Raw genomic sequence first — 22,790 nt, 5'->3', positions numbered from 1 at the left:
GGCGGCAGCGTTCGGGTCTACCGTTTCAGCGGGCAGGCTTGGGGCAGGAAGGGTGGGTTCCCGCGGTGACCAGATCGGAGACCGCGGTACGAGGATCGCCGCTGGTGACGAGCCCCTCGCCGACGAGCACCGCGTCGGCACCCGCGCCCGCGTACGCGAGAAGATCCGCCGTGCCCCTGACGCCCGATTCGGCGACGCGGATGACTTCGCTCGGCAGTCCGGGAGCGATGCGCGAGAACGCGTCACGATCGATTTCCAATGTCTTCAAGTCACGCGCGTTGATGCCGATGACGCGTGCACCCGCTTCGAGCGCACGATCCGCTTCGGCTTCGGTGTGCACCTCGACGAGGGCGGTCATGCCGAGCGACTCGGTGCGATCGAGGAGCGAGGTGAGCGCATGCTGGTCGAGTGCGGCGACGATCAACAGGATGACGTCGGCGCCGTGGGCCCGAGCCTCGTGGATCTGATACGGACCGACGATGAAGTCCTTGCGCAGCACCGGAATACTGACGGCCTTGCGCACCGCGTCCAGGTCGGCGAGCGAACCGTGGAATCGACGCTCCTCGGTGAGAACGCTGATGACGCGCGCGCCACCCTGCTCGTAGGCCTGAGCAAGAACCGCAGGATCACCGATCTCGGCGAGGGCGCCCTTCGACGGGCTCGCGCGCTTGACCTCGGCGATGACGCCGATGCCGTCCTCGTGCAATGCAGCGGTCGCGTCCAGTGCCGCAGGCGCCTTCAGCGCAGCGGCCTTCACGGAAGCGAAGTCGACAATGGATTCTCGCGCTGCGACGTCGGCACGCACACCGTCCAGAATCGAATCGAGAACAGTCATGGTGGCCCGAGTCCTTTCCCATCGGTGACCTGATGTGAGGAAGCTCATCGAGGTCTTCCCTAGCGTAGAGGGCGGTTTCAGTGATCGTTCCTCGGGGTCCTATCGGTCGGATCCTCCCCCGCATCGAGCGCGTCCCACAGCATCCGCTCGGTCAAGTCATCCCCCTCACCGTTCGCGTCGGCGCGTTCCGACGCAGTCCTCGCGCGCTCGGCGGCTTCGTCGCGCCGCGCGGCAGGAGCGTCGTACTTCGACGACAATACCTTCCGAGAGGTTGGTTTTCGTAGCAGAACGATCGCGGCGACCAGAGCGCACACGGCCCCGATCAGCGCTAGTGCTGCCGGGAGAAGAGAGGTCTGCGTCGACGTCACCTCGGCGCGGGTCGGGAGTTCGGCGACGCTCGCCGCCTCGTCCGCCGACACGTCACCGAACAATGCGCCGACGGCCGGAACGGCGGCGGCGACGGCGACGAGAGCGACGAGAACCGCCAGAACCCGCGACGCCCACCCCTTGACGGCGAATTGCGCGGCCACCGCCGCGACGAGCGCAAGCGCCAGGGGCGTCGACGCGGCCGCCCACGTGCTACCGAGGAGTTCGGTCGTGCGGGCCTCGCCCAGGCCGTCCGACGAGGTGACCGTCACCCACGTCATTCGCGAGCTGCCCCACAGACACGCTGCGCCGACGAGCAGAAAAACCACCGACACGGCCGTCGCGCGGGCTCCCGTGCCTCGTCGCTGCGTCTCCGACGTCACGGGTGATCGCCTCTCACGGCTCGGAGCGATTCGGCGGCGGCCACCGCGCCCAGAACGGCCATCGCCTTGTTCTTGGCCTCGGTGTCCTCGTATTCGGCCACCGAATCGGCGACGACGCCTGCCCCCGCCTGCACGTAGGCGGTGCCGTCCTTCATCAGGGCCGTGCGAATGGCGATCGCAGTGTCCGCATCGCCCGCGAAATCGAGATATCCGACGATGCCGCCGTAGATTCCGCGTCGAGTCGGCTCGAGCTCGTCGATCAGTTCCATCGCACGCACCTTGGGCGCACCGGACAGTGTTCCCGCAGGGAAGCACGCCTTGACCGCGTCGAGCGCCTGCCGTCCGTCGGCGAGATGTCCGGTCACGGTGGACACGAGGTGCATGACGTGGCTGTAGCGCTCGATGTGTCGATAGTCGTTGACGCGCACCGTCCCGGGGGTGCAGACGCGGCCCAGGTCGTTGCGTCCCAGATCCACGAGCATGAGGTGCTCGGCGTTCTCCTTCTCGTCGGCGAGCAGGTCCTTCTCGAGCAGGACGTCCTCTTCCTCCGACTTACCGCGCCACCTGGTGCCTGCGATGGGATGCGTCGTCGCGACACCGTCGACGACGGTGACGAGCGCTTCCGGGCTCGACCCGACGATCGAGAACGCCGTCTCGCCGTCTGCCCCCGGCACGTGCATCAAGTACATGTACGGACTCGGGTTCGATGCGCGCAGCATGCGATAGACGTCGATCGGCGCTGCGTCGGTGTCCATCTCGAACCGCTGCGACAGCACGACCTGGAAGGCCTCGCCCGCCTCGATCTCCTCGACGAGACGACGGACGTCCTTGCCGAAGCCTTCGGACGTGCGCTGGCGCCGATAGTTCGGGGTCGGGCGCGACATCGTCGAGACGGTCGACGGTGCAGGTGCGGCCAGGTCCGCGCACATCCGGTCGAGGCGTGCCACCGCGTCGTCGTACGCCTCGTCGACGCGCTCGTCCGTGCCGTCCCAGTTGACAGCGTTCGCGATCAAGGTGATCGCACCCTCGTGATGATCCACGGCCGCCAGATCCGTGGCGAGGAGCATCAGCATCTCGGGGACCTGAAGGTCGTCCTCCGCATGCTCGGGCAGGCGTTCGATACGGCGGACCGCGTCGTACCCCATGTAACCGACCATTCCGCCGGTCAGCGGGGGCAGCCCGGGGAGGCGCTCGGACCGCAGAAACTCCAGCGTGCGGCCCAGCACGTCGAGCGGATTTCCACCCGACGGCACGCCTGCCGGCACGTTTCCGCGCCAGACGGCGTCTCCGTTCTCCACGGTCAGCGCCGCCGGTGTGCCCGCACCGATGAACGACCAGCGCGACCAGGAGCGGCCGTTCTCCGCGGATTCGAACAGGAACGTCCCAGGGCGGTCGCCGCCGAGCTTGCGGTACGCCGACAACGGCGTCTCCGAATCCGCCAGCACCTTGCGAACGACGGGCACGACGCGATGTTCGGCGGCAAGTGCCCGAAACACCTCCCGCGTGGTCGTCGAGGACGAGTCGGCAGGTTGCGTCGCACCGGGCAGTGTCGTGGTCTCGCCATGCATGACTTCATCATCCCAGGTGCCGCACGCACGCCGCGTCGCGCGGTAGCCTGCGTGGCATGAAACCAGGTGACAGCGTCCCGGACTTCACGCTTCCCGACCAGACGGGCACCCCGCAGTCCCTCGACGGGCTGTTGCGGAACGGCCCGGTCGTCCTGTTCTTCTATCCCGCCGCCTTCACCCCCGGCTGCACCGCCGAGGCATGTCACTTCCGAGATCTGGCAGCCGAGTTCGCCGAAGTGGGCGCGACTCGGGTCGGAATCAGCACCGACGCCGTCGCCAAGCAGTCGGACTTCGCCGCGGACAAGGGGTTCGACTACCCGTTGCTGTCCGACTCCGACGGTGCCGTGGCCACGGCGTTCGGCGTCAAGCGCGGGTTGCTCGGGAAGTTGTCACCGGTCAAGCGGGCGACGTTCGTGATCGACACCGACCGCACCGTCCTCGAAGCCTTCAGCAGCGAATTCCGGTTCGAGGCGCACGCCGATCATGCGCTCGAGTTCCTGCGGAGTCGATCGACGCGGTAGTTCCGTACGGCGTGTGTGTGAAGCTTCAATCGGGTGGAACACTGTGACTGAGCACAACACAGTGTCTGCGTTCGATCAGGAGGGCTCACCGCGATGGACAAGTCGACGACCGAGGTCGAAGCTCGCTGGCTCAGCGACAGCCAGCAAGCCGCGTGGCGATCGTTGGTAGCCATCGTCACCCGACTACCCGCAGCGCTGGACACCCAGCTGCAGCGCGACTCCGGTCTGACTCACTTCGACTACTTCGTGCTGTCGAGCCTGTCCGAACACGCCGACCGGCGCATCCAGCTCCGCGATCTCGCCAAGATCGCGAACGCCTCGCTGTCGCGGCTGTCCCACGTCGTCACGAAGCTCGAGAAGGCCGGATGGGTTCGACGCGAAAGCATCGAAGGCAGTCGGGGTTCGTATGCGGTGCTGACCGACGCAGGCATGGAGAAGGTCGTCGGCGCCGCGCCGAGCCACGTCAACACCGTGCAGGCGCTGCTTTTCGAGGGCCTCGGGCCCGATCACGTCGAACAGCTGGCCTCGCTCAGCGCCGTCATGCTCGAGCAGCTGGACAAGGGCATCGCGGAGGGGACGGGGAAGGCCTGACGGTCTGCCCCGGTTTTCCCTTCCCTTTCCCGACCGAAGGTGACTTTCGGTCACTCCGAGTGACCACGGGACGCCCTCGGTCCCGACCGCGCCGCAACCTGACCCGACCGAAGGTGACATTCGGTCACTCAGAGTGACCATGGGATGCCCTCGGTCCCGACCCGACCTGACCCGACCGAAGGTGACATTCGGTCACTCGGAGTGACCATGGGACGCCCTCGGTCCGCGAACGAGGGCTCAGCCCAGCAGAACGTCCGAATCGAAGCAAGTGTGCGTTCCGGTGTGGCAAGCCGCGCCGACCTGGTCGACGACGAGAAGCACGGTGTCACCGTCGCAGTCGAGGCGCACCTCGTGGACGTACTGGGTGTGCCCCGAAGTCTCGCCTTTGACCCAGTACTGCTTCCGCGACCGCGAATAGTACGTTCCCCGACGCGTCTCGAGTGTGCGGGCCAGTGCCTCGTCGTCCATCCAGGCGACCATGAGTACGTTGCCGGTGCTGCGCTCCTGCGCGACGGCGCTGAACAGCCCGGCGTCGTTGCGCTTCAGCCGGGCGGCAATGGCCGGGTCCAGACTCATGCTCTCGCTCTACCTTTCGAGTTGCCGTGGACTGTCAGCGTACGACGATGCCGTCGACGCGCATCGCGTCCTTGACCTGTGGGATGGTCAGATCGCCGAAGTGGAAGACGCTCGCCGCGAGGACGGCGTCGGCTCCCGCGGTGACGGCAGGCGGAAAGTGTTCGACGGCACCCGCACCACCACTCGCGATGACGGGAACGTGGACGGCGGATCGGACTGCCGTGATCATCGGGAGGTCGAAGCCTGCCTTCGTGCCGTCGGCGTCCATCGAGTTGAGCAGAATTTCACCGACCCCGAGCTCGGCGCCGCGCACGGCCCACTCGACAGCGTCGATTCCGGTGCCGCGCTTGCCGCCGTGGGTGGTGACCTCCCACCCCGACGGTGTGTCTTCCTGGCCGTCCGGAACCGTTCGGGCATCGACGGACAGCACGATGCACTGCGATCCGAAGCGCTCGCTCAGTTCACGCAGCAGTTCGGGTCGCGCGATGGCTGCGGTGTTCACGCTTACCTTGTCGGCGCCGGCACGCAGCAGCTTGTCGACGTCGTCGACCGTGCGCACTCCCCCGCCGACGGTCAGAGGAATGAAGACCTGTTCCGCGGTTCGACTGACGACGTCGAGCATCGTGCCTCGTGCGGCGGTCGACGCGGTGACGTCGAGGAACGTCAGCTCGTCGGCCCCCTGCGCGTCGTACGCACGGGCGAGTTCGACGGGATCGCCTGCGTCGCGCAGGTTTTCGAAGTTGACGCCCTTGACCACTCGGCCGGCATCCACGTCGAGGCACGGGATGACACGTACTGCGACGCTCATCGAACACGTCCTTCCAGGAAATCTTTCGGATCGCCGAGTGAGGCGACGACCTTCGACAGTTCTTCGTGCACCCCGGGCGATCCGGCCAACACCGAGGTGGAGTCGACGGTCCACGGGGCGCCCGCGAGGTCGGTGACGACACCGCCTGCCGCCTGCACCATCAGGGCGCCTGCGGCGTTGTCCCACGCGCGATGACCGAACACGACACAGCCGCCGAGGACACCGCTCGCGGTGTACGCGAGGTCCACCCCGGTGGCGCCGTGCATACGCAGGCGAGAAGACACCTTCGACAGTTCTTCGAGTATGCGCACGCGGTACAAGCCGGGGATACGTCCACGACTCGCGATGTTGAATGCGCCGAACCCGATCATCGAGTCCCCGAGCGCTCGGTGTTCGAGCCGCGGCAATGCCTCACCGTCGAGCCTCAACGGCCCGCCCGCGATGGCCGTGAATCGCTGACGTACCAGTGGAAGCCACGTCAACGCCAGCACCGGGACGCCGCCGTCGAGCAGTGCGAGCAAGGTACCTGCCGAGGGCAGACCGGCCGAATAGTTGAACGTCCCGTCGATCGGGTCGAGCACCCACACCGGATCGCCGTGCAGGTCGGGACCACCGAACTCTTCGCCGTGGACTTCGATTCCGGTGTGCTCGAACAGCTCCGACGTCAGTCGCTTCTCCAGTTCGAGGTCGACGGCCGTCGCGAAGTCGTCCGGGCCCTTCTGCACGGCACTCGGCGCACCGACGCCCGCGACGAATCGCTCGTGTACGCCGTCGAGCAACCGACTGGCGATGTCCAGCAGGCGCTGCGGATCCTCGGGCAGACTCATGTGCGGCTACCCGGACACTGCGGCGAGCGCGTCGGGAAGGGTGAACCGACCGGCGTAGAGGGCCTTTCCGACGATGGAACCCTCGACTCCTTGGTCGACGAGTGTGGCGATGGCACGCAGATCGTCGATCGTCGAGACACCACCGGACGCCACGACGGGCTTGTCGGTCTTGGCGCACACCTGACTCAGCAGATCGAGGTTCGGCCCCGTCAAGGTGCCGTCCTTGGACACGTCGGTAACGACATACCGCGAACATCCGTCGCGCTCGAGCCGTTCGAGGATCTCCCAGAGATCCCCACCGTCGCTGACCCACCCGCGTCCCTTGACGCGCGGGATGCCATCCTCGATACGGACGTCGAGGCCGACCGCGATGCGGTCGCCGAACTCGCCGATCGCACGCGCGCACCATTCCGGGTTCTCGATCGCGGCGGTGCCCAGATTGACTCGCGCACAACCGGTTGCGAGCGCTGCGCGCAGCGATTCGTCGTCGCGGATGCCGCCGGACAGCTCGACCTTGACGTCCAGCTCACCGACGACGTCGGCCAGCAGTTCACGGTTGGAGCCACGACCGAATGCTGCGTCGAGGTCGACGAGATGCACCCACTCGGCGCCGTCGTTCTGCCACGCCAGCGCGGCATCACGCGGGGATCCGTACTTCGTTTCGCTCCCCGCCTCTCCCTGAACGAGACGGACAGCTTCGCCGCCTGCGACGTCGACAGCAGGCAATAAGACCAGGCTCACGTGCGTTCATGCTACTGCCCGCATCCGACAATCGAGCTGCTGGGTCACTCGTCGTCGCCGAGTCCACGGCGCGTCATGCGTGTGGAGACGACGCCCATCGAGGTGATTGCCGCGGCGATACCGATCGCGACGATCACCAGACCCCAGCCCGGACCAGGTCGAACCACTGCGACGACGACGGTGGTGAGCAACAGCGCGAGAGCGGCACTGCCGAGAGAGGCGACAACGAGGCGCCCGAACGAGAACTCTCGCTCGCTCATCCCGTCGTACCGATCACAACGAGTCGACCCAGTTCTTCAGCAGCGCCGCGCCTGCGTCACCGGACTTCTCCGGGTGGAATTGGGTAGCGGACAACGGGCCGTTCTCGACGGCGGCCAGGAAGTCGCCGCCGTGGTCTGCCCACGTCAACAGCGGAGCTGCGATGGTGTCACCGACATCCATCGTCCACTTCTGCACCGCGTAGGAGTGCACGAAGTAGAACCGGGTGTCGGCGTCGATACCGTCGAACAGAACGCTCTTCTCCGGCGCGCGGACGGTGTTCCAGCCCATGTGCGGAAGCACCGGTGCGGCCAACCGTTCGACGGTGCCGGGCCACTCGCCGCAGCCGTCGGCCTCCACGCCGAATTCGACGCCCCTCTCGAACATGATCTGCATCCCGACGCAGATGCCGAGCACGGGACGTCCGCCTGCGAGGCGTTGGCCGATGATGCGGTCTCCCTTGACCCCGAGGAGACCTTCCATGCACGCCGCGAACGCGCCGACGCCGGGAACGACGAGACCGTCCGCAGCCAGAGCGGCCTTGGGGTCGTTCGTCACCTCGACGTCCGCTCCGACGCGGTCGAGTGCGCGCTTGGCCGAGTGAAGATTGCCCGAGCCGTAGTCGAGCAGGGCCACAGATTTCATGGCCCGAGTCTATCCGCCTGCATTCGTCGCGACGTCGCCACCACCACGGCCATCAGGAACGCGACCACGGCGACCATCGCGAATCCGCCGGTGTAGCCGGTTGTTCCGACGACGAGGCCGAGCGTCATCGCGCCCGCGCCGGTGCCTGCGTCGAATCCGATGTTCCAGGCGGCGCTGGCCTGGCTGTAGCGCTCGCGGCCCGCGGCGTCGAACGCCATCACCAAGCTGTCGTTCTGCGTCGCGCCGTACCCGAGTCCGAACAGCACCGCCGCGGCCATGAACACGACCGCAGGGTTGGTCTCGAACACGGCGAACGCGAACACCGCGACACCGCCACCGACGAGCGCCAGGGCTGGTGCCAGTGCCCGACCGATTCCGATGTGGTCGGCGATCACGCCGGCACCGTAGCGTCCGACGAGCATCGCGACACTGACGACCGACAGCGCGACGCCGATCATCGACTCGCGCCCCGGTTCCGCGATCGGCAGCAGACTCGACAGCCCGCCGAACGACGCCGACGCGGCCGCGATGGCGAGACACGGGATCAGCAGCCGTCCGAATCCGCGACGCGATGTCCGCGGCTCGCCGCGTGCGGGCACCACAGGGCGAATCGGGGGCAGAAACACGATGGCCACGAGTCCGAGCAGCGGAACCGCCGCGCCGATCAGGAACACCGAAGTCGGGGACACCGCGAACAACGCCAACCCGGCGGGAAGCGTCACGGCTTGGGACAGCGCGACGGCTATGCCCTGGGCGCCGGTCGCACGACCGAGTTGCGCAGGAGGCGCCAGTTCCGCGACGAGCGCCGACGCCGCCACCGTCAACATGCCGAACCCGATGCCTCGCACCGCCGACACACTCAGCGCAGGAATCACGTCCACCGACAGCGCGAACGACGCCGCGGGCGCACCGAGCAAGATGCACCCGGCCGCCAGGACGAGACGGTGACCGAATCGAGCCAACATGCGCGGCACGAACAGCTGTGTCGCGACCGTCGTCGCCATGAAGATCGCGGTACTCGCGCCGGCGACGGCGTCGGACCCGCCTGCGACGGACACGGCCAACGGAACGACGGGAAGGAGAAGTCCCCATCCCCCGAACGCGGCAGCACCCATCGCCATCGCGGCGGGCAGACCGCGAATGGACAGCAGCGACGTCAAGCGGACGTCACAGACTTCCCTTGGTCGACGGAATCCCGCTGACCCGAGGGTCGAACTCGACGGCCTGCCGCAGCGCACGCGCGACGGCCTTGAACTCCGCTTCGGTGATGTGGTGCGGATCGCGTCCGTAGAGAACTCGAACATGCAGCGCGATACGAGCATTCATCGCGAGCGACTCGAACACGTGCCGGTTGATGACCGTCGAGTAGGGCACGCCGGGGTAGCCGCCGATGACCGAGTGCACGAGGTAGTCCGGCTCACCGGTGTGCACGCAGTACGGCCGACCCGAGACGTCGACGGATGCGTGGACCTGCGTCTCGTCCATCGGAATGAACGCGTCGCCGAAGCGGGTGATACCCGACTTGTCGCCGAGCGCCTGGCCGAGCGCCTGACCGAGCACGATGGCGGTGTCCTCGACGGTGTGGTGTGCGTCGATCTCGACGTCGCCCTTCGCGTGCACGGTGAGATCGAACCGAGCGTGCGTACCCAGCGCCGTCAGCATGTGATCGAAGAACGCGACACCCGTCGAGATGTCGACCGTGCCCGTGCCGTCGAGGTTCAGTTCGACGGTGATGTCGGACTCTTTGGTCGCGCGCTCGATGCGGGCGATCCTGGGTGATGCTGCCGTGGTCATCGGCTGGCCTCCGGTTGCGTTGTGATCGTGACGAGTTCGTCTCGAACCAGTTGTGCACTGACGTCGAGGAACCGGTCGTTCTCGGTGTCGAGTCCGATGGTGGTGCGTAGATATCCGGGAATGCCGACGTCGCGGATCAGCACGCCCTCGTCGAGGTAGCGCTTCCAGGTGGCAGCAGCGTTCGAGAACCGGCCGAACAGAACGAAATTGGCGTCGCTCGGTACGACGTCGAAACCGTAGCTCGTCAGTGCTGCCATCACGCGGTCACGCTCGGACGACAGCTGCGCGACGCTACCGAGCGTCTCCGACGCGTGCCGCAGCGCCGCGAGTGCGGCGGCCTGAGTGACGACCGACAGGTGATACGGCAAGCGCACCAACAACATCGCGTCGACGACGGCAGGAGCTGCCACGAGGTAGCCGAGCCTCCCGCCCGCGAACGCGAACGCCTTGCTCATCGTGCGGCTCACGACGAGTTTGGTCGGGTAGTCGTCGATCAGCCCGATCGCGCTGCGCAGCGACGAGAACTCGGCGTACGCCTCGTCCACGATGACGATTCCGCCCGCCGCATCGAGAATTCGTCGCAGGTCGGACTCGGCGATGCTGTGGCCGGTCGGGTTGTTGGGGCTCGTCACGAACACGACGTCGGGCTGACGCGCCTCGATCGCCGAGACCGCGTAGTCGACGTCGAGCGAGAAGTCGTCGCGACGCATCGCCTCGATCCACTCGGTCTGGGTGCCCGACGAGATGATCGGGTGCATCGAGTACGACGGCACGAAACCGAGCGACGAGCGTCCCGGTCCACCGAATGCCTGCAGCAGCTGCTGCAGAATCTCGTTGGAGCCGTTGGCCGCCCACACGTTGGCGACGTCGACGGCGAATCCGGTCTGTCCCGTCAGGTAGTCGGCCAGCGCAGTGCGCAATTCGACGGCGTCTCTATCCGGGTACCGGTGCAACTGAGTCGCGGCGACGCGCACCGACTCGGCGACATCGTCGACGAGTGCCTGCGTCGGCGGGTGCGGGTTCTCGTTCGTGTTGAGCTGTACCGGAACCGTCAGCTGCGGCGCACCGTATGCGGACTTACCGCGCAAGCTGTCTCGGATCGGCAGGTCGTCGAGCGAAACAGACCGGCCGGCAACGGAACTCACGAGGTCAGTCCTTCGAATCGGAGGCGGACGGCTTCGCCGTGGGCGGGCAGGTCCTCGGCGTTCGCCAGGGCGATCACGTGACCTGCAACATCTTTCAGGGCCGCTTCCGAATAGTCGACGACGTGAATGCCGCGCAAGAAGGTCTGCACGCTGAGCCCCGACGAGTGCCGTGCGCACCCGGCGGTCGGCAGCACGTGATTGGACCCTGCGCAGTAGTCACCGAGACTGACGGGCGACCAGGCGCCGACGAACACCGCTCCGGCGCTTCGTACCCGAGCAGCCACCGCCGACGCGTCCTCGGTCTGAATCTCGAGGTGTTCGGCGGCATAGGCGTCGACGACGCGCAACCCCTGGTCGATGCCGTCGACCAGGACGATGCCCGACTGCGCACCCGAGAGCGCCGTCGTCACTCGCTCGGCATGCCTGGTGAATTCCAGCTGGGCCGACAACGCCGCGTCGACCGCGTCCGCGAGTTCGGTGCTCGTGGTCACCAGCACACTTGCCGCCATGACGTCGTGCTCGGCTTGGCTGATCATGTCCGCTGCCACGTGCACCGGATCGGCCGACGCGTCGGCCAGGATCGCGATCTCCGTCGGGCCCGCCTCGGCGTCGATACCGACCACGCCACGGCACAACCGCTTCGCAGCAGTGACGTAGATGTTGCCGGGGCCGGTGATCAGATCCACCGGGGCCAGCTCGGCGCCGTCGGTGTCGGTGCCGCCGTAGGTCAGCAGAGCGACGCCCTGGCCACCGCCGACAGCCCACACCTCGTCGACACCCAACAGCTGCGCGGCAGCAAGGATCGTCGGGTGCGGCAGACCGCCGAACTCCGCCTGCGGGGGCGACGCGACGACGAGCGAGCCGACGCCCGCGGTCTGCGCGGGCACCACGTTCATGACCACCGACGACGGGTAGACGGCGTTACCACCGGGCACGTACAGCCCCACGCGGTCGACGGGAATCCATCGCTCGGTCACAGTGCCCCCGGGGACGACCTCGGTCGTCGTGTCCGTCCGGCGCTGATCTGCATGCACGACGCGGGTACGCGTGATCGCGACCTCCAGCGCCTCACGCACCGTAGGATCGAGCTCGTCGAGCGCCTTGACCAGCGCCTCGGCCGGCACCCGCACCCGATCGGGGCGAACACCGTCGAACTGCTCGCTGTACTCGAGGGCCGCGTCGACACCACGATCGCGGACCGCGTCGACGACCGGGCGAACATGATGCAGCACCGCGTCGACATCCACTCCGCCTCGTGGGAGAGCGCCGCGTAGTTCGGCGGTGGATGGAGTTCGGCCGCGTAGATCCACGCGGGCGAGCTCGATGCGGGCAGGCATAGTGACCCCTTCGGAAAGTCGTATGGTGTAACTCAAGGATAGTTCGCGTGATTTTCGGCTATCGCCGCACGTCCCACAGATGATGGACCGGGTCGTGGATGTAGTACTGCGCCAGTGTCCGGATGGTGAACCGCGCGCCGTCACTCCGCCGACCGGTTCGCGACAGATCGGCATCCGGCACCGCGTCGAACGCGTCCGCGAGGGCGCGTGCCGCGTCGGCGAGTTCGACCGCCACCGTGGCCGGGTCCTGCGCGTTGTAGTCGTCCTCGATCGCCGTCGCGTCCTGGTCCCAGTTCTCGAACAGAGGGTCGTCCTCGGTACGCACCAGATCGAGGCGCGTCAGAAACTTCCGGTGGACGTCGCGGACGTGCGCGCCGTACTCCAGTCGCGACCAGGTCTGCTCGTCCGGTCGCTGTGCGACGTGTGGGGACGACAGGACGTCCGCCCAGGCGTCGACGTCGGCTCTGATCAATGCGGGGATGTCGCGAAACGAGACGTCGCCGGCGAAGAACCCGCAGTCGGGACACTGCCGCTCGAGGACCCAGGTCCAGTTCTTCGTGTCGGGAACGATTGCCATGCCGAAAAGTCTAGATCCCTGCGGCCCCTCAGATTCCCATCGAGCGCGCGAGCATCGGCCACGACGCGTGCAGGTCGTCCTGCCAGTAACCCCACGAGTGCGTGCCGACGGGACGGAAGTCGACCTGGGCCGGGATGCCGAGGCGGTAGAGCTCCTTGGCCATGTTCGACGTGCAGAAGTTGACGACGGCTTCGATTCCGCCGCCGACGATCAGCTGGTCGGGGAACAACCGGGCCTTGCCCTCGGCAAAGCGCGGGTTCAGTGGGGTGTCGTGCGGGATGCCGGGAAGGCCGGTACCGGTGCTCATGTAGATCTCGGTGCCGCGCAGCTGCTCGGCGTGCAGGATCGGGTCGTTCTCGCGCCACACCGGTCCGTCGAGCGGACCCCACATGTTCTCGACGTTGCCGCCGCCGTACGTCTCCACCACGAGCTTGACGAACTGCTGCGAGAGCGGGTCCGACGTCTGAGCGCAGCCGCTGTACGCCGCGACGCCGCGGTACTGGCCGGGGTAGGCGATCGCCAGGTTCAGCACGGAGGTACCCGACATCGACAGTGCGGCGATGGACTGAACACCGTTGGTGTCGAACTGCGCGTCGATCAGCGGCGGCAGCTCCTCGCCGATGAAGGTCTGCCACTTGTTGCGGCCGAGAACCGGGTCGTCGGCGATCCAGTCCGTGTAGTACGACCACTTGCCTTCCTGCGGAGTGACGACGAAGGCATTCTTGTCCTGGAAGAACTGCACGCTGTCGGTCTGCGACTGCCAGGACGCCGAGTCCTCGCCGCCGCCTGCGCCGTTGAGCAGATAAAGCACCGGCCGGGACACCGAGCCGTCGGCCGGTGTCATGACCTGGACAGGGATCGTGCGGTCCATCGCGGCGGAGTAGATCTCGAGCTTCAGCTGACGGTCGTCGATGCGCGTCGCGGAGGTGATGTACGACCCGTCGGCGGACGACGCGGCAGCGACCGGAAGGTCCTCGGCAGCAGCGGAGCTCACTCCGGCGATCGAGGGAGTGAGCACACACAGCAGTGCTGCGGTACACGTCGCGATGGCTCGCCTGGTGTTCACATGAATCCCTTCCGCCACATCCTGCAACCGTGTCCACTGATTGGTGCGGCGAACAGTATCACCGAAAAAGGGCGAAACCGACGGGAACGGATTTCGAGACGAATCCGTCACCGCCGGTTCACCGCACCGTCTTTCAGGCGTACTGCCGCGCCAGCTTCTCCAGGGTCGAACTGATTCCCTTGGCGTTCTGCTGCGGCATCTTGAAGATTTCCAGCACCTTCGGCGCCTTCGCGGTGCCGTACTGGAACGACTCCGTCACAGTGGTGACGCCGGGCTGTTTCTCGTCGAACTCCCACCGCCACGTGTGGCCCATGGGGTGTCGCCACTCGACGACCTTCGAGGTGCTCTCGTCGACGAAATCCGTCACCGTGCTCGTGATCTTGTAGGGCACCCCGTACTGCTTCATGCCGACCGAGAACTTCGCCCCACGGCTCAGCCGATCGGGGCCGTTCACCGTGTCCTTCACGGTTCCGGATCCGTCGAGCTCTCCATGCCGGTGCGGGTTCGCCACCCTCGCGAACAGTTCTTCGGCCGACGCGTTGACGTCCACCTGGCGAGCCACGACGCGGTCGCCTCTGTCGATCGTGCGTATCGAAACCATGTCTCCACACGTACCCCGGCGCGGAGAACTTCACTCTCGGGCGATTCGACCGGCACGGCATACACATAGTTCAATAGGCCGATGACCTGGCATGTGTGGCTGGCTTTCCTCGGCGCGAGCGTCGTCATCAGTCTCTCCCCCGGCGCGGGAGCGATCGCGTCGATGTCGACCGGCCTTCGCCACGGACTCCGACGCGGATACTGGAACATCTTCGGCCTGCAGATCGGGTTGCTCCTGCAGATCGCCATCGTCGCCGTCGGTCTGGGCGCGGTTCTCGCCAACTCGGCGCTCGCGTTCACCGTCATCAAATGGTTCGGCGTCGCCTACCTCGTCTACCTCGGCATTCGCCAGTGGCGCGCGGCCCCCACCGAGATCGACGGCGCGACGCCCGTCGCCGATCGTGGTGTCACGATGCTCGTGCGCGGGTTCCTCGTCAACGCGAGCAACCCGAAAGCCGTCGTGTTCATGCTCGCGGTGCTCCCCCAGTTCCTCGATCCGTCGAGTCCCCTGCTGCCGCAGTACCTCGTCATCGCCGCGACGATGGTCGCCGTCGACATGCTGGTGATGACGGGTTACACGTCGCTGGCCTCACGCGTGCTGCGCGTGATGCGGTCGCGTCGTCAGCAGGTCGGCGTCAACCGCACGTTCGCCGGGTTGTTCTTCGTCGCGGCGTCGTTCCTGGCCACGATCCGACGCGCCGCACCCGCGGCCTGATCGGGAGGTTGTCGTGAGCACCGTCTGCCCCTGCCTACGCGGCGAGCCGTTCGACGCATGCTGCGGTCCCTACCTGCGCGGGGAATCGACGCCGCCGACCGCGGAACGTCTGATGCGGTCGCGGTACAGCGCCTTTGCCGTCGGCGACGAGGAGTACCTGCGTCGCACCTGGCACCCGACGACGGCGCCGCACGACCTCGCACTCGATCCACAACAGCGGTGGTACCGCCTGGAGATACACGACACCCGGGCAGGCGGCCTGCTCGACGACGAAGGCATCGTCGAGTTCAGCGCCTACTACAAGCACCCCGACGGCAACGGTGTACTGCGCGAACGCAGCCGTTTCGTACGTGTCGACGGGGCGTGGTCGTACCTCGACGGGGTCATCGGCCTTCGGTGACTAGCGGTTCTTCGCGGGCCGGTTCGTCGCGGCGCGTCGCGCCTCTTCTTTGGCCTTCACTCGCTCGGCTTCGGCACGCACCTCGGCTTGGGTGCGGCGTTCCTTGACCAACCAGTCCGGCTGATCCTCGAGTAGTTCGGCGATCTGCGACGCGGTCAGCGCGTCGGTGATCTCGGCGCGGGCCAGTCCCGCGATCGACACACCCAGCTTGCGGGCGACGACGTCCTTCGGGAACGGGCCGTTCGTCTGCAGCTCGGTCAGCCATGCGGGCGGATCCTTGCGGAGCGCCTCCAGATCCGACCGGGTCAGCGGTGTGTTCTGGAATTCGTCGGGGGCTGCCTGCAGGTAGATACCGAGCTTGTTCGCCGCGGTCAGGGGCTTCATGTACTGCGGGTTCTTCTCCGGGCTCACCGGTACAGCTTATCGGTAGAAAACTGCCCCGAATGCCACCGACTCCGAGCAGCGCCTCGGCCCTCGCCTACTGTGACGACTGTGAACTTCGACGTCCGTGACCTCCGCTGGTACATCGCCGTAGCCGAGGAACTGCACTTCGCGCGGGCGGCGAAGTCGCTGAACATCGCTCGAACTCGGCTCAGCCGCACCGTCATCGATCTCGAGGAAAGCCTGGGTTTTTCGCTGTTCGTCCCCGGGGCGTCGCCGACACAGCTCACCGAACAGGGGGCCGAATTCCTCCTCGAGGCGCGTCGCCTCGTGGCCGAGGACGAAGAGCGCGTCGCCGCCGAGGCAGCGGCGCGAACCGATCCCACCTTCACGATCGGATACACCGAGGGCGTCACGCTGACGAAGTGGACGCGGATCTGGGCCGAGCGCATCCCCGACGTCGAACTGCGACTGGTCCCGACCACCGTCGAGACTCAACTCCTCCCGCTCGCCGACGAGTCCGCGGACGTCTGTTTCGTGCGGTTGCCCATCGACCGCGACGGCCGGAGCATCATCACGCTGTACGAGGAACAGCTCGTCGTCGTCGTGCCCAAAGATCACCCGGTGGCGGCGTACGACCGTGTGCCGGTGACGGATCTCGCCGACGAGCACCTCCTGCAGGACGCGGACGAAGTTCCCGAGTGGGCTTCCGTCGCAACGGAAATCGCCGACGGTTCCCGCCTGGCGCCGATCGAGGTCGAGTCGAACGCGCAGCTGTTCGAATACGTGGCTGCCGGGCTGGGCATCGCGGTCGTACCGCAGTCCATCGCACGGCTGCACAGTCGACGCGACCTGGTCTACCGGCCGGTCGACGGTGTGGCGTCGTCGCCGATCGCCGTTGCGTGGCCGACGGATCGGACGACCGAATTGGTGGAGGAATTCGTCGGCATCGTGCGCGGGAGGTCGGTTCGCAGTTCGCGTGGGTCGACGACACCGGCAGCGCAGACCCGCAAGAAGGCGGCGCCGAAGAAGAAGCCGCAGCCGACTGCCTCCAAGGGACGCAAGGGCTCACCGCCCAGCAAGCGCGGCAAGCGGGGCTAACCCAGCCCCCGCAGCTTGTCGGTCTCGCGTCGTTCTCGCTTGGTGGGCCTTCCCGCACCTCGATCGCGTCGCGGAACGGACGCGAGGATCTCCTTGGACGGCGGAGGCGGACTACGGTCGATCAGGCATTGCGGAACGACGGACGCGCCGACGCGTTTCGCAATCGGTCGCGTCACCACGACGATCTTCTCCAGCCCGCCGACGCGGAGACGGATCTCGTCGTCGGGGCCGATACGCAGACCGGGCTTCGCAGGCGTGCCGTTCACGCGGACATGACCCGCCCGGCATGCGCTCGCCGCGTCCGAACGGGTCTTGAACAGCCGCACCGCCCAGACCCAGCTGTCCAGCCGTACGCTCTGATTTTCGACCATCACTCTCGAATTTAGCCGACGCCCTCGGCATCGATGGTCCGCGGCATCGAAAAGACGGCTGCCGCGGACCAACGATGCCGAAAAAGGGTGAACCTACATGTCCAACCCGAGGTCGAGGACCGTCACCGAATGCGTGAGGCCGCCGACGGCCAGGTAGTCGACCCCGGTCTTCGCGTAGTCGTGCGCGACATCGATCGTCAGACCTCCCGACGACTCCAGCTTGGTCTGCGGTGCCACCTTGTCGCGGCGCTGCACAGCCATCTGCGTCTGCCACAGCGGGAAATTGTCCAGCAGAACCAGCGCCACATCCTCGGCGAGCACCTCATCGAGCTGCTCGAGACTGTCGACCTCGACCTCACATTCGAGGTCCGGCGCGAGAGCCCGCACGGCATTCAATGCCGCGACGACCGATCCCGCCGCGGCGACGTGATTGTCCTTGATGAGCGCCGCGTCGCCGAGGCCCATGCGATGGTTGACGCCGCCTCCCGCGCGGACCGCGTACTTCTGCAGCGCGCGAAGGCCGGGCAGAGTCTTGCGACTGTCGCGGATCTTCGTGTCGGTGTCGGCCACTTCGGCCACCCACGCCGCGGTTGCAGTCGCGATTCCGGACAGGTGACAGATCAGGTTGAGCATCGTCCGCTCGGCCGTCAGCAAGCCGCGCGTCGGCGCGGTGATGGTCAGAACCGATTGTCCCGGAACGACTGTCGACCCGTCCGAGACTCGGTCCGTCACCTCGTACGCTTCGAGCACCTCGTCGAGAACCACGAGACCGACGTCGATGCCGGCGACGGTGCCCGGCTGGCGAGCGACGACCGAGGCGGTCGCGACGGCGTCGGCGCTCACGGTAGCTGTCGTCGTCACGTCCGGTCCGAATCGCAGATCCTCGTCCAGGGCTACACGTACGAGCGCACCAATCTCCTCCGGATCGAGTCCCTGTTTCGCCAGTTCGGTCACCGTCTGTTCCTTCACTGTCGACCTACTCCCGTCAATTCTTCGACACCGCGTATCTCGATGTCGCCTGCTTCGTCTCGACGAACGCGGCTGCTTCGCGCCGACGACATGTCCGGACAGTCACGCCGCGTATGGCAGCCGCGGCTTTCCTCGCGGGCCGACGCCGCCAGCGCGAGAACCGACGCGGCCGTCGTCAATGCTGCGTCCTCCCATACCTTCTCGTGCATCTCGACGGCACGTGCGCCGTCCAGAGCACGCACGACGGTCTCGAGACCCTCGGCATCCCGTACGACGCCTGCGTTCTCGGTCATGAGTGCCTGCAGAGTCGCCCGAGGCATACTCGCGGTCGACGGCAGCGAGACGTCCCCGATCTCGGCACGCCGTCCGCGGCGTTCCGCTGCGGCGATTCCCGCGCGTTCACCGACGACCAAACCCTCCAGCAAGCTGTTCGACGCGAGCCGATTCGCGCCGTGCAACCCTGTTCGCGCGACCTCGCCGGCCGCGAAAAGGCCTGGGACACTGGTTCGTCCCCACACGTCCGTCGCGACGCCTCCGCACGAGTAGTGCGCAGCGGGCGCGATCGGAATCAGGTCGTCCAGCGGATCGATGCCTGCCGCGAGGCACGACGCGGTGACGGTCGGGAACCGCGTGTGGAAGTGACGGATGGCCCGAGCGTCGAGCATCACGTGGTCGCTGCCGGTGAGGCGCATCCGCTCGGCGATCGCCCGCGAGACGACGTCACGCGGCGCGAGATCCCCCAGCGGATGACTGTCCGCCACGAAGCGGATACCGGTGAGATCGACCAGATGTGCGCCCTCTCCCCGAACCGCCTCGCTCACGAGAGGTCTGCGGCCGGTCGACCCGGGGGCGAACAACACCGTCGGATGGAACTGAACGAATTCCAGATCCATGATCTCCGCGCCTGCGTCGAGCGCCAACGCGATACCGTCCGCGGTCGCCTCCGGCGGATTGGTGCTGCACGAGAACAGCTGTCCGAGCCCGCCCGTCGCCAACAGCACGGCAGGGGCATGCACGACGCCGTACCCGGCCGCCGAGTGCGCCAGCACTCCGACGACGTCGCCGCGATCGACGAGCACGCGGATCACCGAGGTCCCGTGGAGAACGGACGGCATCGAATCGCTCAGTGCACGTTGCACTTCCGCGCCTGTGGCGTCACCGCCCGCATGGACGATGCGTCGGACGCGGTGGCCGCCTTCCCTGGTGCGGGCGCGGGCGCCGTCGACACCACGATCGAAGACGGCACCGAGCGACTCGAGCATCGACAGCGCCGCGGGCCCCGCCTCGACGATCGATCGAACCGCGTCCTCGTCGCACAGACCGACGCCGGCTTCGCACGTGTCGTGCACATGCGAATCGACGGAGTCGCCCTCGGCAGCCGTGCCAGGAACAGCGATGCCGCCTTGTGCGTACTGCGTCGAGGTGCCCGACGCGTCGCCCTTGGCAAGGGTCACGACGCGCAGTCCACGCCGTGTCGCCGAGATCGCCGCGCTGAGTCCGGCCACGCCGCCGCCGACGACCACCAGGTCCGCCGAAGCTTCCCAACCGATCGACGGCTCGGCTCCCCCGACGGACGGTGTCACTCGCCGCCGCCGGGTGTGCCGATCTCGATCATCCGTTGCACCGACTTGCTCGCGACGTGAGCGGTGTCGAGATCCACGTGCACCTCGTCCTTGCCTTCGACGAGGCATCGCAGCAGGGCTGCGGGGGTGATCATCTTCATGTAGCCGCACGACGCACGGTCGTTCACCGGTTGGAAGTCGACGTTCGGCGCGGCACGGCGCAGCTGGTGCAGCATGCCGATCTCGGTCGCGACGAGCACTTGCCGTGCACCGGTGTCGCGGGCCGCGTCGAGCATGCCGCCGGTCGAGAGGATCTTGACCTTGTCGGGCGCCACGAAGCCCTCGCCCGCGAGATACAGAGCCGACGTCGCGCAGCCGCACTCGGGGTGCACGTACAGTTCGGCGTCGGGCAGGCTGCGGCTCTTGGCGGCGAGCTCGTCACCGTTGATGCCGGCGTGCACGTGGCACTCGCCCGCCCAGATGTGCAGGTTCTCGCGGCCGGTCACGCGCTTGACGTGTGCGCCGAGGAACTGGTCCGGCAGGAACAGGATGTCGAGACTCGGGTCGATCGACTCGACGACCTCGACGGCGTTGCTCGACGTGCAGCAGATGTCGGTGAGGGCTTTGATCTCGGCCGTCGTGTTGACGTACGACACGACGACCGCGTGGGGGAACTCGTCCTTCCACTCGCGCAGCTGATCGGCGCTGATCGAATCGGCGAGCGAGCATCCGGCACGCTGATCCGGGATGAGCACTGTCTTGGACGGGCTCAGGATTTTCGCGGTCTCGGCCATGAAGTGCACGCCGCAGAACACGATTTCGTTCTCGGGCACCTCGGCGGCGACACGCGACAGTGCGAGAGAGTCACCGACGAAGTCCGCGACGTCCTGGATCGCCGGAAGCTGGTAGTTGTGCGCGAGAAGCGTCGCGCCACGCAACCTCGCCAACCGCTTGACCTCCGCGGCCCACTCCTCGGTCGGTTCGACTCCCCCGTATCCCGCCGGGCCGTCGACGATCTCGCCCAGGTCGACAGCAGTGTCGAGACGGAATGCAGTGCTCGTCATTTCGGTACTCCTTCACCGATCACCCGGCTGCACAATGTCGTCGTGGTGACGTCACCTTCGTCCGGATTTCCTCCGTAAGGGTTTTCGACTTACAATCGAAAACATGACTCATCGTAGCACTGTGCACGAGGTGCTCATCGCGGTGTTCCAGGTGCGAACCTTTTCCGCAGGCCACGGCCCCGAACTCGCCGTCCTCCTCTGGCAACGAGCGCAAGAGCCCGACCTGGGATCTTGGTCACTCCCCGGCGGGGTTCTCGGCGACGACGAAGACCTTCCGACGTCGGCGCGTCGGCAGCTCGCCGAGAAGGTGGACGTGCGGACGGTCGCGCATCTCGAACAGCTGTCGATCTTCTCCGACCCCGACCGCATCCCCGGCGACCGCCGAATCGCGTCGAACTTTCTCGGTCTCGTCCCCATCTCGTCGGACCCCACACTGCCGCCTGACACGGCGTGGCATCCGGTTGCTCGCCTACCCGAGACGGCGTTCGATCACGGCACGGTCGTGCGGCACGCGCGCGCTCGTCTCGTCGCGAAGCTGTCGTACACCAACATCGCGTTCGCACTCGCTCCCGTCGAGTTCGCGATGTCGACGCTGCGCGAAATCTACGCGGCAGCTCTGGACTATCAGGTCGACGCGACCAATCTGCAGCGCGTGCTGGCGCGACGGAAAGTGCTCGAAGCGACGGGAAAGACTGCGCCGCCGGGCAAGGCCGGTGGCCGCCCGCCTGCGCTCTACCGATTCGCCGACGCGTCGTTGCGCGTCACCGACGAGTTCGCCGCTCTGAGACCGCCCGGTCAGGCGTGATCCTTCTCGAGTGCGACGTCGTCCGGTTCGATCGACTCGTCGACGGGTGTGTACATCAGGTTGTCGTGCGGATTCATCGCGGCGAGCAGTACGACGACGAGCGACGTCACGAGCGGCTGGATCACGAGGGCCAACAGGGATCCGATCCCCGGTGCCACCTCGACGACCGATCCGACGGCCGGATCCTGCGGCCGCGCGTGCAGTAACCCGGCGACCCACACTCCGATACCGAGCATCGCCAGCGCGCCGAGAACGGCACCCGCCAGCATTCCCAGGAACAGGACCGGACCGCGGGCGGCCTTGCGCGTCCAGAACGCGACGGGGAGCAGCACGCCGCACACGAACGAGATGCAGCCGAACAACGCGAGGGAATCGAATCGGTGCAGGCTTTCTCCCGTCAGCGCTGCACCCTGACCGGGAACGACGACCACGAATTGTTCCGTCGGCGCGAGTATCGACCACAGGAGGCCGGCGAGGGCGCCCACCACCACGGATGCGACGACGGCGACGAGCGACGTCCTGACCGTCGTCCGTGCTCCGACTCCCTCGTTCGACACGCGTCTACCTCCGCTCGAGCGACGTCGAGTCGACGACGCCGTGCCGCGAGCACGTGGACGACCAGCCGTCGGGCACGATCTGCACGACCATGCGGCGGCCGCAGTCGCGACAGAATCGAGCAGGTTCGAGGCCGAGACGGGCCGCGGCGGGCATCGAGTCGATGACGCCGGGTACGACGGGCTGACCGGTGAAGGGGTTGTAGCGAAGCTCGCTGGTCACCGAACCC

The 22,790-nt window shown here is 66.9% G+C and carries 29 protein-coding genes; 6 read left to right on the top strand and 23 right to left on the bottom strand.

Going from position 1 to position 22,790, the window contains the following annotated elements; translation table 11 throughout:
• Positions 1–25 precede the first annotated feature (25 nt).
• From trpC to RhoFasB10_RS03235, 3 genes are all read right to left on the bottom strand, one after another.
• Positions 26–835 carry an indole-3-glycerol phosphate synthase TrpC gene (trpC, locus tag RhoFasB10_RS03245; RefSeq protein ID WP_068420791.1) on the bottom strand — a complete coding sequence of 270 codons (810 nt, stop codon included), beginning with the start codon at positions 833–835 and terminating at the stop codon, positions 26–28.
• Positions 836–912: 77 nt separating this feature from the next.
• A complete protein-coding gene (locus RhoFasB10_RS03240; protein WP_167675042.1) occupies positions 913–1,584 on the bottom strand; it encodes a TIGR02234 family membrane protein in 672 nt (223 codons plus the stop codon).
• A complete protein-coding gene (locus tag RhoFasB10_RS03235; protein ID WP_167675040.1) occupies positions 1,581–3,152 on the bottom strand; it encodes an anthranilate synthase component I in 1,572 nt (523 codons plus the stop codon). Before RhoFasB10_RS03235 ends, RhoFasB10_RS03240 begins: the two co-directional genes overlap by 4 nt.
• 56 nt (positions 3,153–3,208) lie before the next feature.
• On the opposite strand from RhoFasB10_RS03235, the gene RhoFasB10_RS03230 reads away from it, so the two are divergent.
• Both RhoFasB10_RS03230 and RhoFasB10_RS03225 read left to right on the top strand, forming a co-directional pair.
• On the top strand, positions 3,209–3,673 hold the full coding sequence (locus tag RhoFasB10_RS03230) for a peroxiredoxin (RefSeq protein WP_068420785.1): 465 nt from the start codon (positions 3,209–3,211) through the stop codon (positions 3,671–3,673).
• A 93-nt stretch (positions 3,674–3,766) separates the two neighbouring features.
• On the top strand, positions 3,767–4,264 hold the full coding sequence (locus tag RhoFasB10_RS03225) for a MarR family transcriptional regulator (RefSeq protein ID WP_068420784.1): 498 nt from the start codon (positions 3,767–3,769) through the stop codon (positions 4,262–4,264).
• A gap of 237 nt (positions 4,265–4,501) precedes the next feature.
• Here RhoFasB10_RS03225 and hisI read toward each other — a convergent pair whose 3' ends face one another.
• The 13 genes from hisI to RhoFasB10_RS03160 all read right to left on the bottom strand — a co-directional run bounded on the left by hisI (position 4,502) and on the right by RhoFasB10_RS03160 (position 14,639).
• Positions 4,502–4,840: a phosphoribosyl-AMP cyclohydrolase gene (hisI, locus tag RhoFasB10_RS03220; protein WP_068420782.1), complete on the bottom strand. Its 339-nt coding sequence runs from the start codon at positions 4,838–4,840 to the stop codon at positions 4,502–4,504.
• A gap of 34 nt (positions 4,841–4,874) precedes the next feature.
• Entirely contained in the window at positions 4,875–5,648 is a 774-nt protein-coding gene (gene hisF / locus RhoFasB10_RS03215) for an imidazole glycerol phosphate synthase subunit HisF (protein WP_068420779.1), read from the bottom strand.
• A complete protein-coding gene (locus RhoFasB10_RS03210; RefSeq protein WP_068420777.1) occupies positions 5,645–6,475 on the bottom strand; it encodes an inositol monophosphatase in 831 nt (276 codons plus the stop codon). The genes hisF and RhoFasB10_RS03210 overlap by 4 nt, the downstream gene beginning before the upstream one ends.
• Positions 6,476–6,481: 6 nt before the next feature.
• Complete coding sequence (gene priA, locus RhoFasB10_RS03205; RefSeq protein ID WP_068420775.1) at positions 6,482–7,216, bottom strand: bifunctional 1-(5-phosphoribosyl)-5-((5-phosphoribosylamino)methylideneamino)imidazole-4-carboxamide isomerase/phosphoribosylanthranilate isomerase PriA; 735 nt, start codon at positions 7,214–7,216, stop codon at positions 6,482–6,484.
• A gap of 44 nt (positions 7,217–7,260) precedes the next feature.
• A complete protein-coding gene (locus RhoFasB10_RS03200) occupies positions 7,261–7,476 on the bottom strand; it encodes a hypothetical protein (protein ID WP_068420773.1) in 216 nt (71 codons plus the stop codon).
• A gap of 13 nt (positions 7,477–7,489) precedes the next feature.
• Positions 7,490–8,119 carry an imidazole glycerol phosphate synthase subunit HisH gene (gene hisH, locus RhoFasB10_RS03195; protein ID WP_068420771.1) on the bottom strand — a complete coding sequence of 210 codons (630 nt, stop codon included), beginning with the start codon at positions 8,117–8,119 and terminating at the stop codon, positions 7,490–7,492.
• Complete coding sequence (locus RhoFasB10_RS03190) at positions 8,116–9,240, bottom strand: MFS transporter (protein ID WP_068420974.1); 1,125 nt, start codon at positions 9,238–9,240, stop codon at positions 8,116–8,118. The genes hisH and RhoFasB10_RS03190 overlap by 4 nt, the downstream gene beginning before the upstream one ends.
• A gap of 46 nt (positions 9,241–9,286) precedes the next feature.
• Positions 9,287–9,913: an imidazoleglycerol-phosphate dehydratase HisB gene (gene hisB / locus RhoFasB10_RS03185; protein ID WP_068420769.1), complete on the bottom strand. Its 627-nt coding sequence runs from the start codon at positions 9,911–9,913 to the stop codon at positions 9,287–9,289.
• Positions 9,910–11,058, bottom strand: a complete 1,149-nt coding sequence (locus RhoFasB10_RS03180) for a histidinol-phosphate transaminase (RefSeq protein WP_068420768.1) — start codon at positions 11,056–11,058, stop codon at positions 9,910–9,912. The genes hisB and RhoFasB10_RS03180 overlap by 4 nt, the downstream gene beginning before the upstream one ends.
• On the bottom strand, positions 11,055–12,395 hold the full coding sequence (gene hisD / locus RhoFasB10_RS03175) for a histidinol dehydrogenase (protein WP_068420766.1): 1,341 nt from the start codon (positions 12,393–12,395) through the stop codon (positions 11,055–11,057). The genes RhoFasB10_RS03180 and hisD overlap by 4 nt, the downstream gene beginning before the upstream one ends.
• Positions 12,396–12,453: 58 nt before the next feature.
• Positions 12,454–12,972, bottom strand: coding sequence for a DinB family protein (locus RhoFasB10_RS03170; protein WP_068420764.1), 519 nt, complete (start codon positions 12,970–12,972; stop codon positions 12,454–12,456).
• Positions 12,973–13,000: 28 nt separating this feature from the next.
• Positions 13,001–13,966: an alpha/beta hydrolase family protein gene (locus RhoFasB10_RS03165; RefSeq protein ID WP_254303373.1), complete on the bottom strand. Its 966-nt coding sequence runs from the start codon at positions 13,964–13,966 to the stop codon at positions 13,001–13,003.
• A gap of 205 nt (positions 13,967–14,171) precedes the next feature.
• Positions 14,172–14,639, bottom strand: a complete 468-nt coding sequence (locus RhoFasB10_RS03160) for an SRPBCC family protein (RefSeq protein ID WP_167675038.1) — start codon at positions 14,637–14,639, stop codon at positions 14,172–14,174.
• Between the two features lie 81 nt (positions 14,640–14,720).
• Here RhoFasB10_RS03160 and rhtB point away from each other — a divergent pair, with 81 nt between their 5' ends.
• A complete protein-coding gene (rhtB, locus tag RhoFasB10_RS03155; protein WP_068420760.1) occupies positions 14,721–15,353 on the top strand; it encodes a homoserine/homoserine lactone efflux protein in 633 nt (210 codons plus the stop codon).
• A gap of 13 nt (positions 15,354–15,366) precedes the next feature.
• Positions 15,367–15,753 carry a YchJ family protein gene (locus tag RhoFasB10_RS03150; RefSeq protein WP_167675036.1) on the top strand — a complete coding sequence of 129 codons (387 nt, stop codon included), beginning with the start codon at positions 15,367–15,369 and terminating at the stop codon, positions 15,751–15,753.
• Here RhoFasB10_RS03150 and RhoFasB10_RS03145 read toward each other — a convergent pair whose 3' ends face one another.
• Positions 15,754–16,164, bottom strand: a complete 411-nt coding sequence (locus RhoFasB10_RS03145) for a DUF5997 family protein (RefSeq protein ID WP_068420756.1) — start codon at positions 16,162–16,164, stop codon at positions 15,754–15,756.
• Positions 16,165–16,245: 81 nt separating this feature from the next.
• On the opposite strand from RhoFasB10_RS03145, the gene RhoFasB10_RS03140 reads away from it, so the two are divergent.
• Positions 16,246–17,235, top strand: coding sequence for a LysR family transcriptional regulator (locus RhoFasB10_RS03140; RefSeq protein ID WP_068420971.1), 990 nt, complete (start codon positions 16,246–16,248; stop codon positions 17,233–17,235).
• Here the strand turns inward: RhoFasB10_RS03140 and RhoFasB10_RS03135 are convergent.
• From RhoFasB10_RS03135 to nadA, 4 genes are all read right to left on the bottom strand, one after another.
• A complete protein-coding gene (locus RhoFasB10_RS03135; protein WP_068420754.1) occupies positions 17,232–17,606 on the bottom strand; it encodes an RNA-binding S4 domain-containing protein in 375 nt (124 codons plus the stop codon). The genes RhoFasB10_RS03140 and RhoFasB10_RS03135 overlap by 4 nt on opposite strands.
• Positions 17,607–17,699: 93 nt before the next feature.
• Positions 17,700–18,560, bottom strand: coding sequence for a carboxylating nicotinate-nucleotide diphosphorylase (nadC, locus tag RhoFasB10_RS03130; protein ID WP_068420970.1), 861 nt, complete (start codon positions 18,558–18,560; stop codon positions 17,700–17,702).
• A gap of 11 nt (positions 18,561–18,571) precedes the next feature.
• Positions 18,572–20,158 carry an L-aspartate oxidase gene (locus tag RhoFasB10_RS03125; protein WP_068420752.1) on the bottom strand — a complete coding sequence of 529 codons (1,587 nt, stop codon included), beginning with the start codon at positions 20,156–20,158 and terminating at the stop codon, positions 18,572–18,574.
• Complete coding sequence (nadA, locus tag RhoFasB10_RS03120; protein WP_068420750.1) at positions 20,155–21,201, bottom strand: quinolinate synthase NadA; 1,047 nt, start codon at positions 21,199–21,201, stop codon at positions 20,155–20,157. Before nadA ends, RhoFasB10_RS03125 begins: the two co-directional genes overlap by 4 nt.
• Before the next feature lie 103 nt (positions 21,202–21,304).
• On the opposite strand from nadA, the gene RhoFasB10_RS03115 reads away from it, so the two are divergent.
• Positions 21,305–22,006 (top strand): NUDIX domain-containing protein, encoded by a 702-nt coding sequence (locus RhoFasB10_RS03115; RefSeq protein ID WP_167675034.1) that lies wholly within the window; start codon positions 21,305–21,307, stop codon positions 22,004–22,006.
• On the opposite strand, the gene RhoFasB10_RS03110 is transcribed toward RhoFasB10_RS03115, so the two are convergent.
• The gene (locus RhoFasB10_RS03110; RefSeq protein ID WP_084423508.1) at positions 21,997–22,563 is read right to left on the bottom strand and encodes a DUF2567 domain-containing protein; all 567 of its coding nucleotides are present in this window, start codon (positions 22,561–22,563) and stop codon (positions 21,997–21,999) included. The genes RhoFasB10_RS03115 and RhoFasB10_RS03110 overlap by 10 nt on opposite strands.
• 4 nt (positions 22,564–22,567) lie before the next feature.
• Positions 22,568–22,783: a hypothetical protein gene (locus RhoFasB10_RS26215; RefSeq protein ID WP_243636768.1), complete on the bottom strand. Its 216-nt coding sequence runs from the start codon at positions 22,781–22,783 to the stop codon at positions 22,568–22,570.
• Positions 22,784–22,790 lie beyond the last annotated feature (7 nt).

Origin of the sequence: Rhodococcus sp. B10 (assembly GCF_011770055.1) — a bacterium.
Lineage (GTDB): Bacteria > Actinomycetota > Actinomycetes > Mycobacteriales > Mycobacteriaceae > Rhodococcoides > Rhodococcoides kyotonensis_B.
The sequence above is the reverse complement of the archived record's forward strand: the minus strand, read 5'-3'. Positions and strand labels throughout refer to the sequence as shown.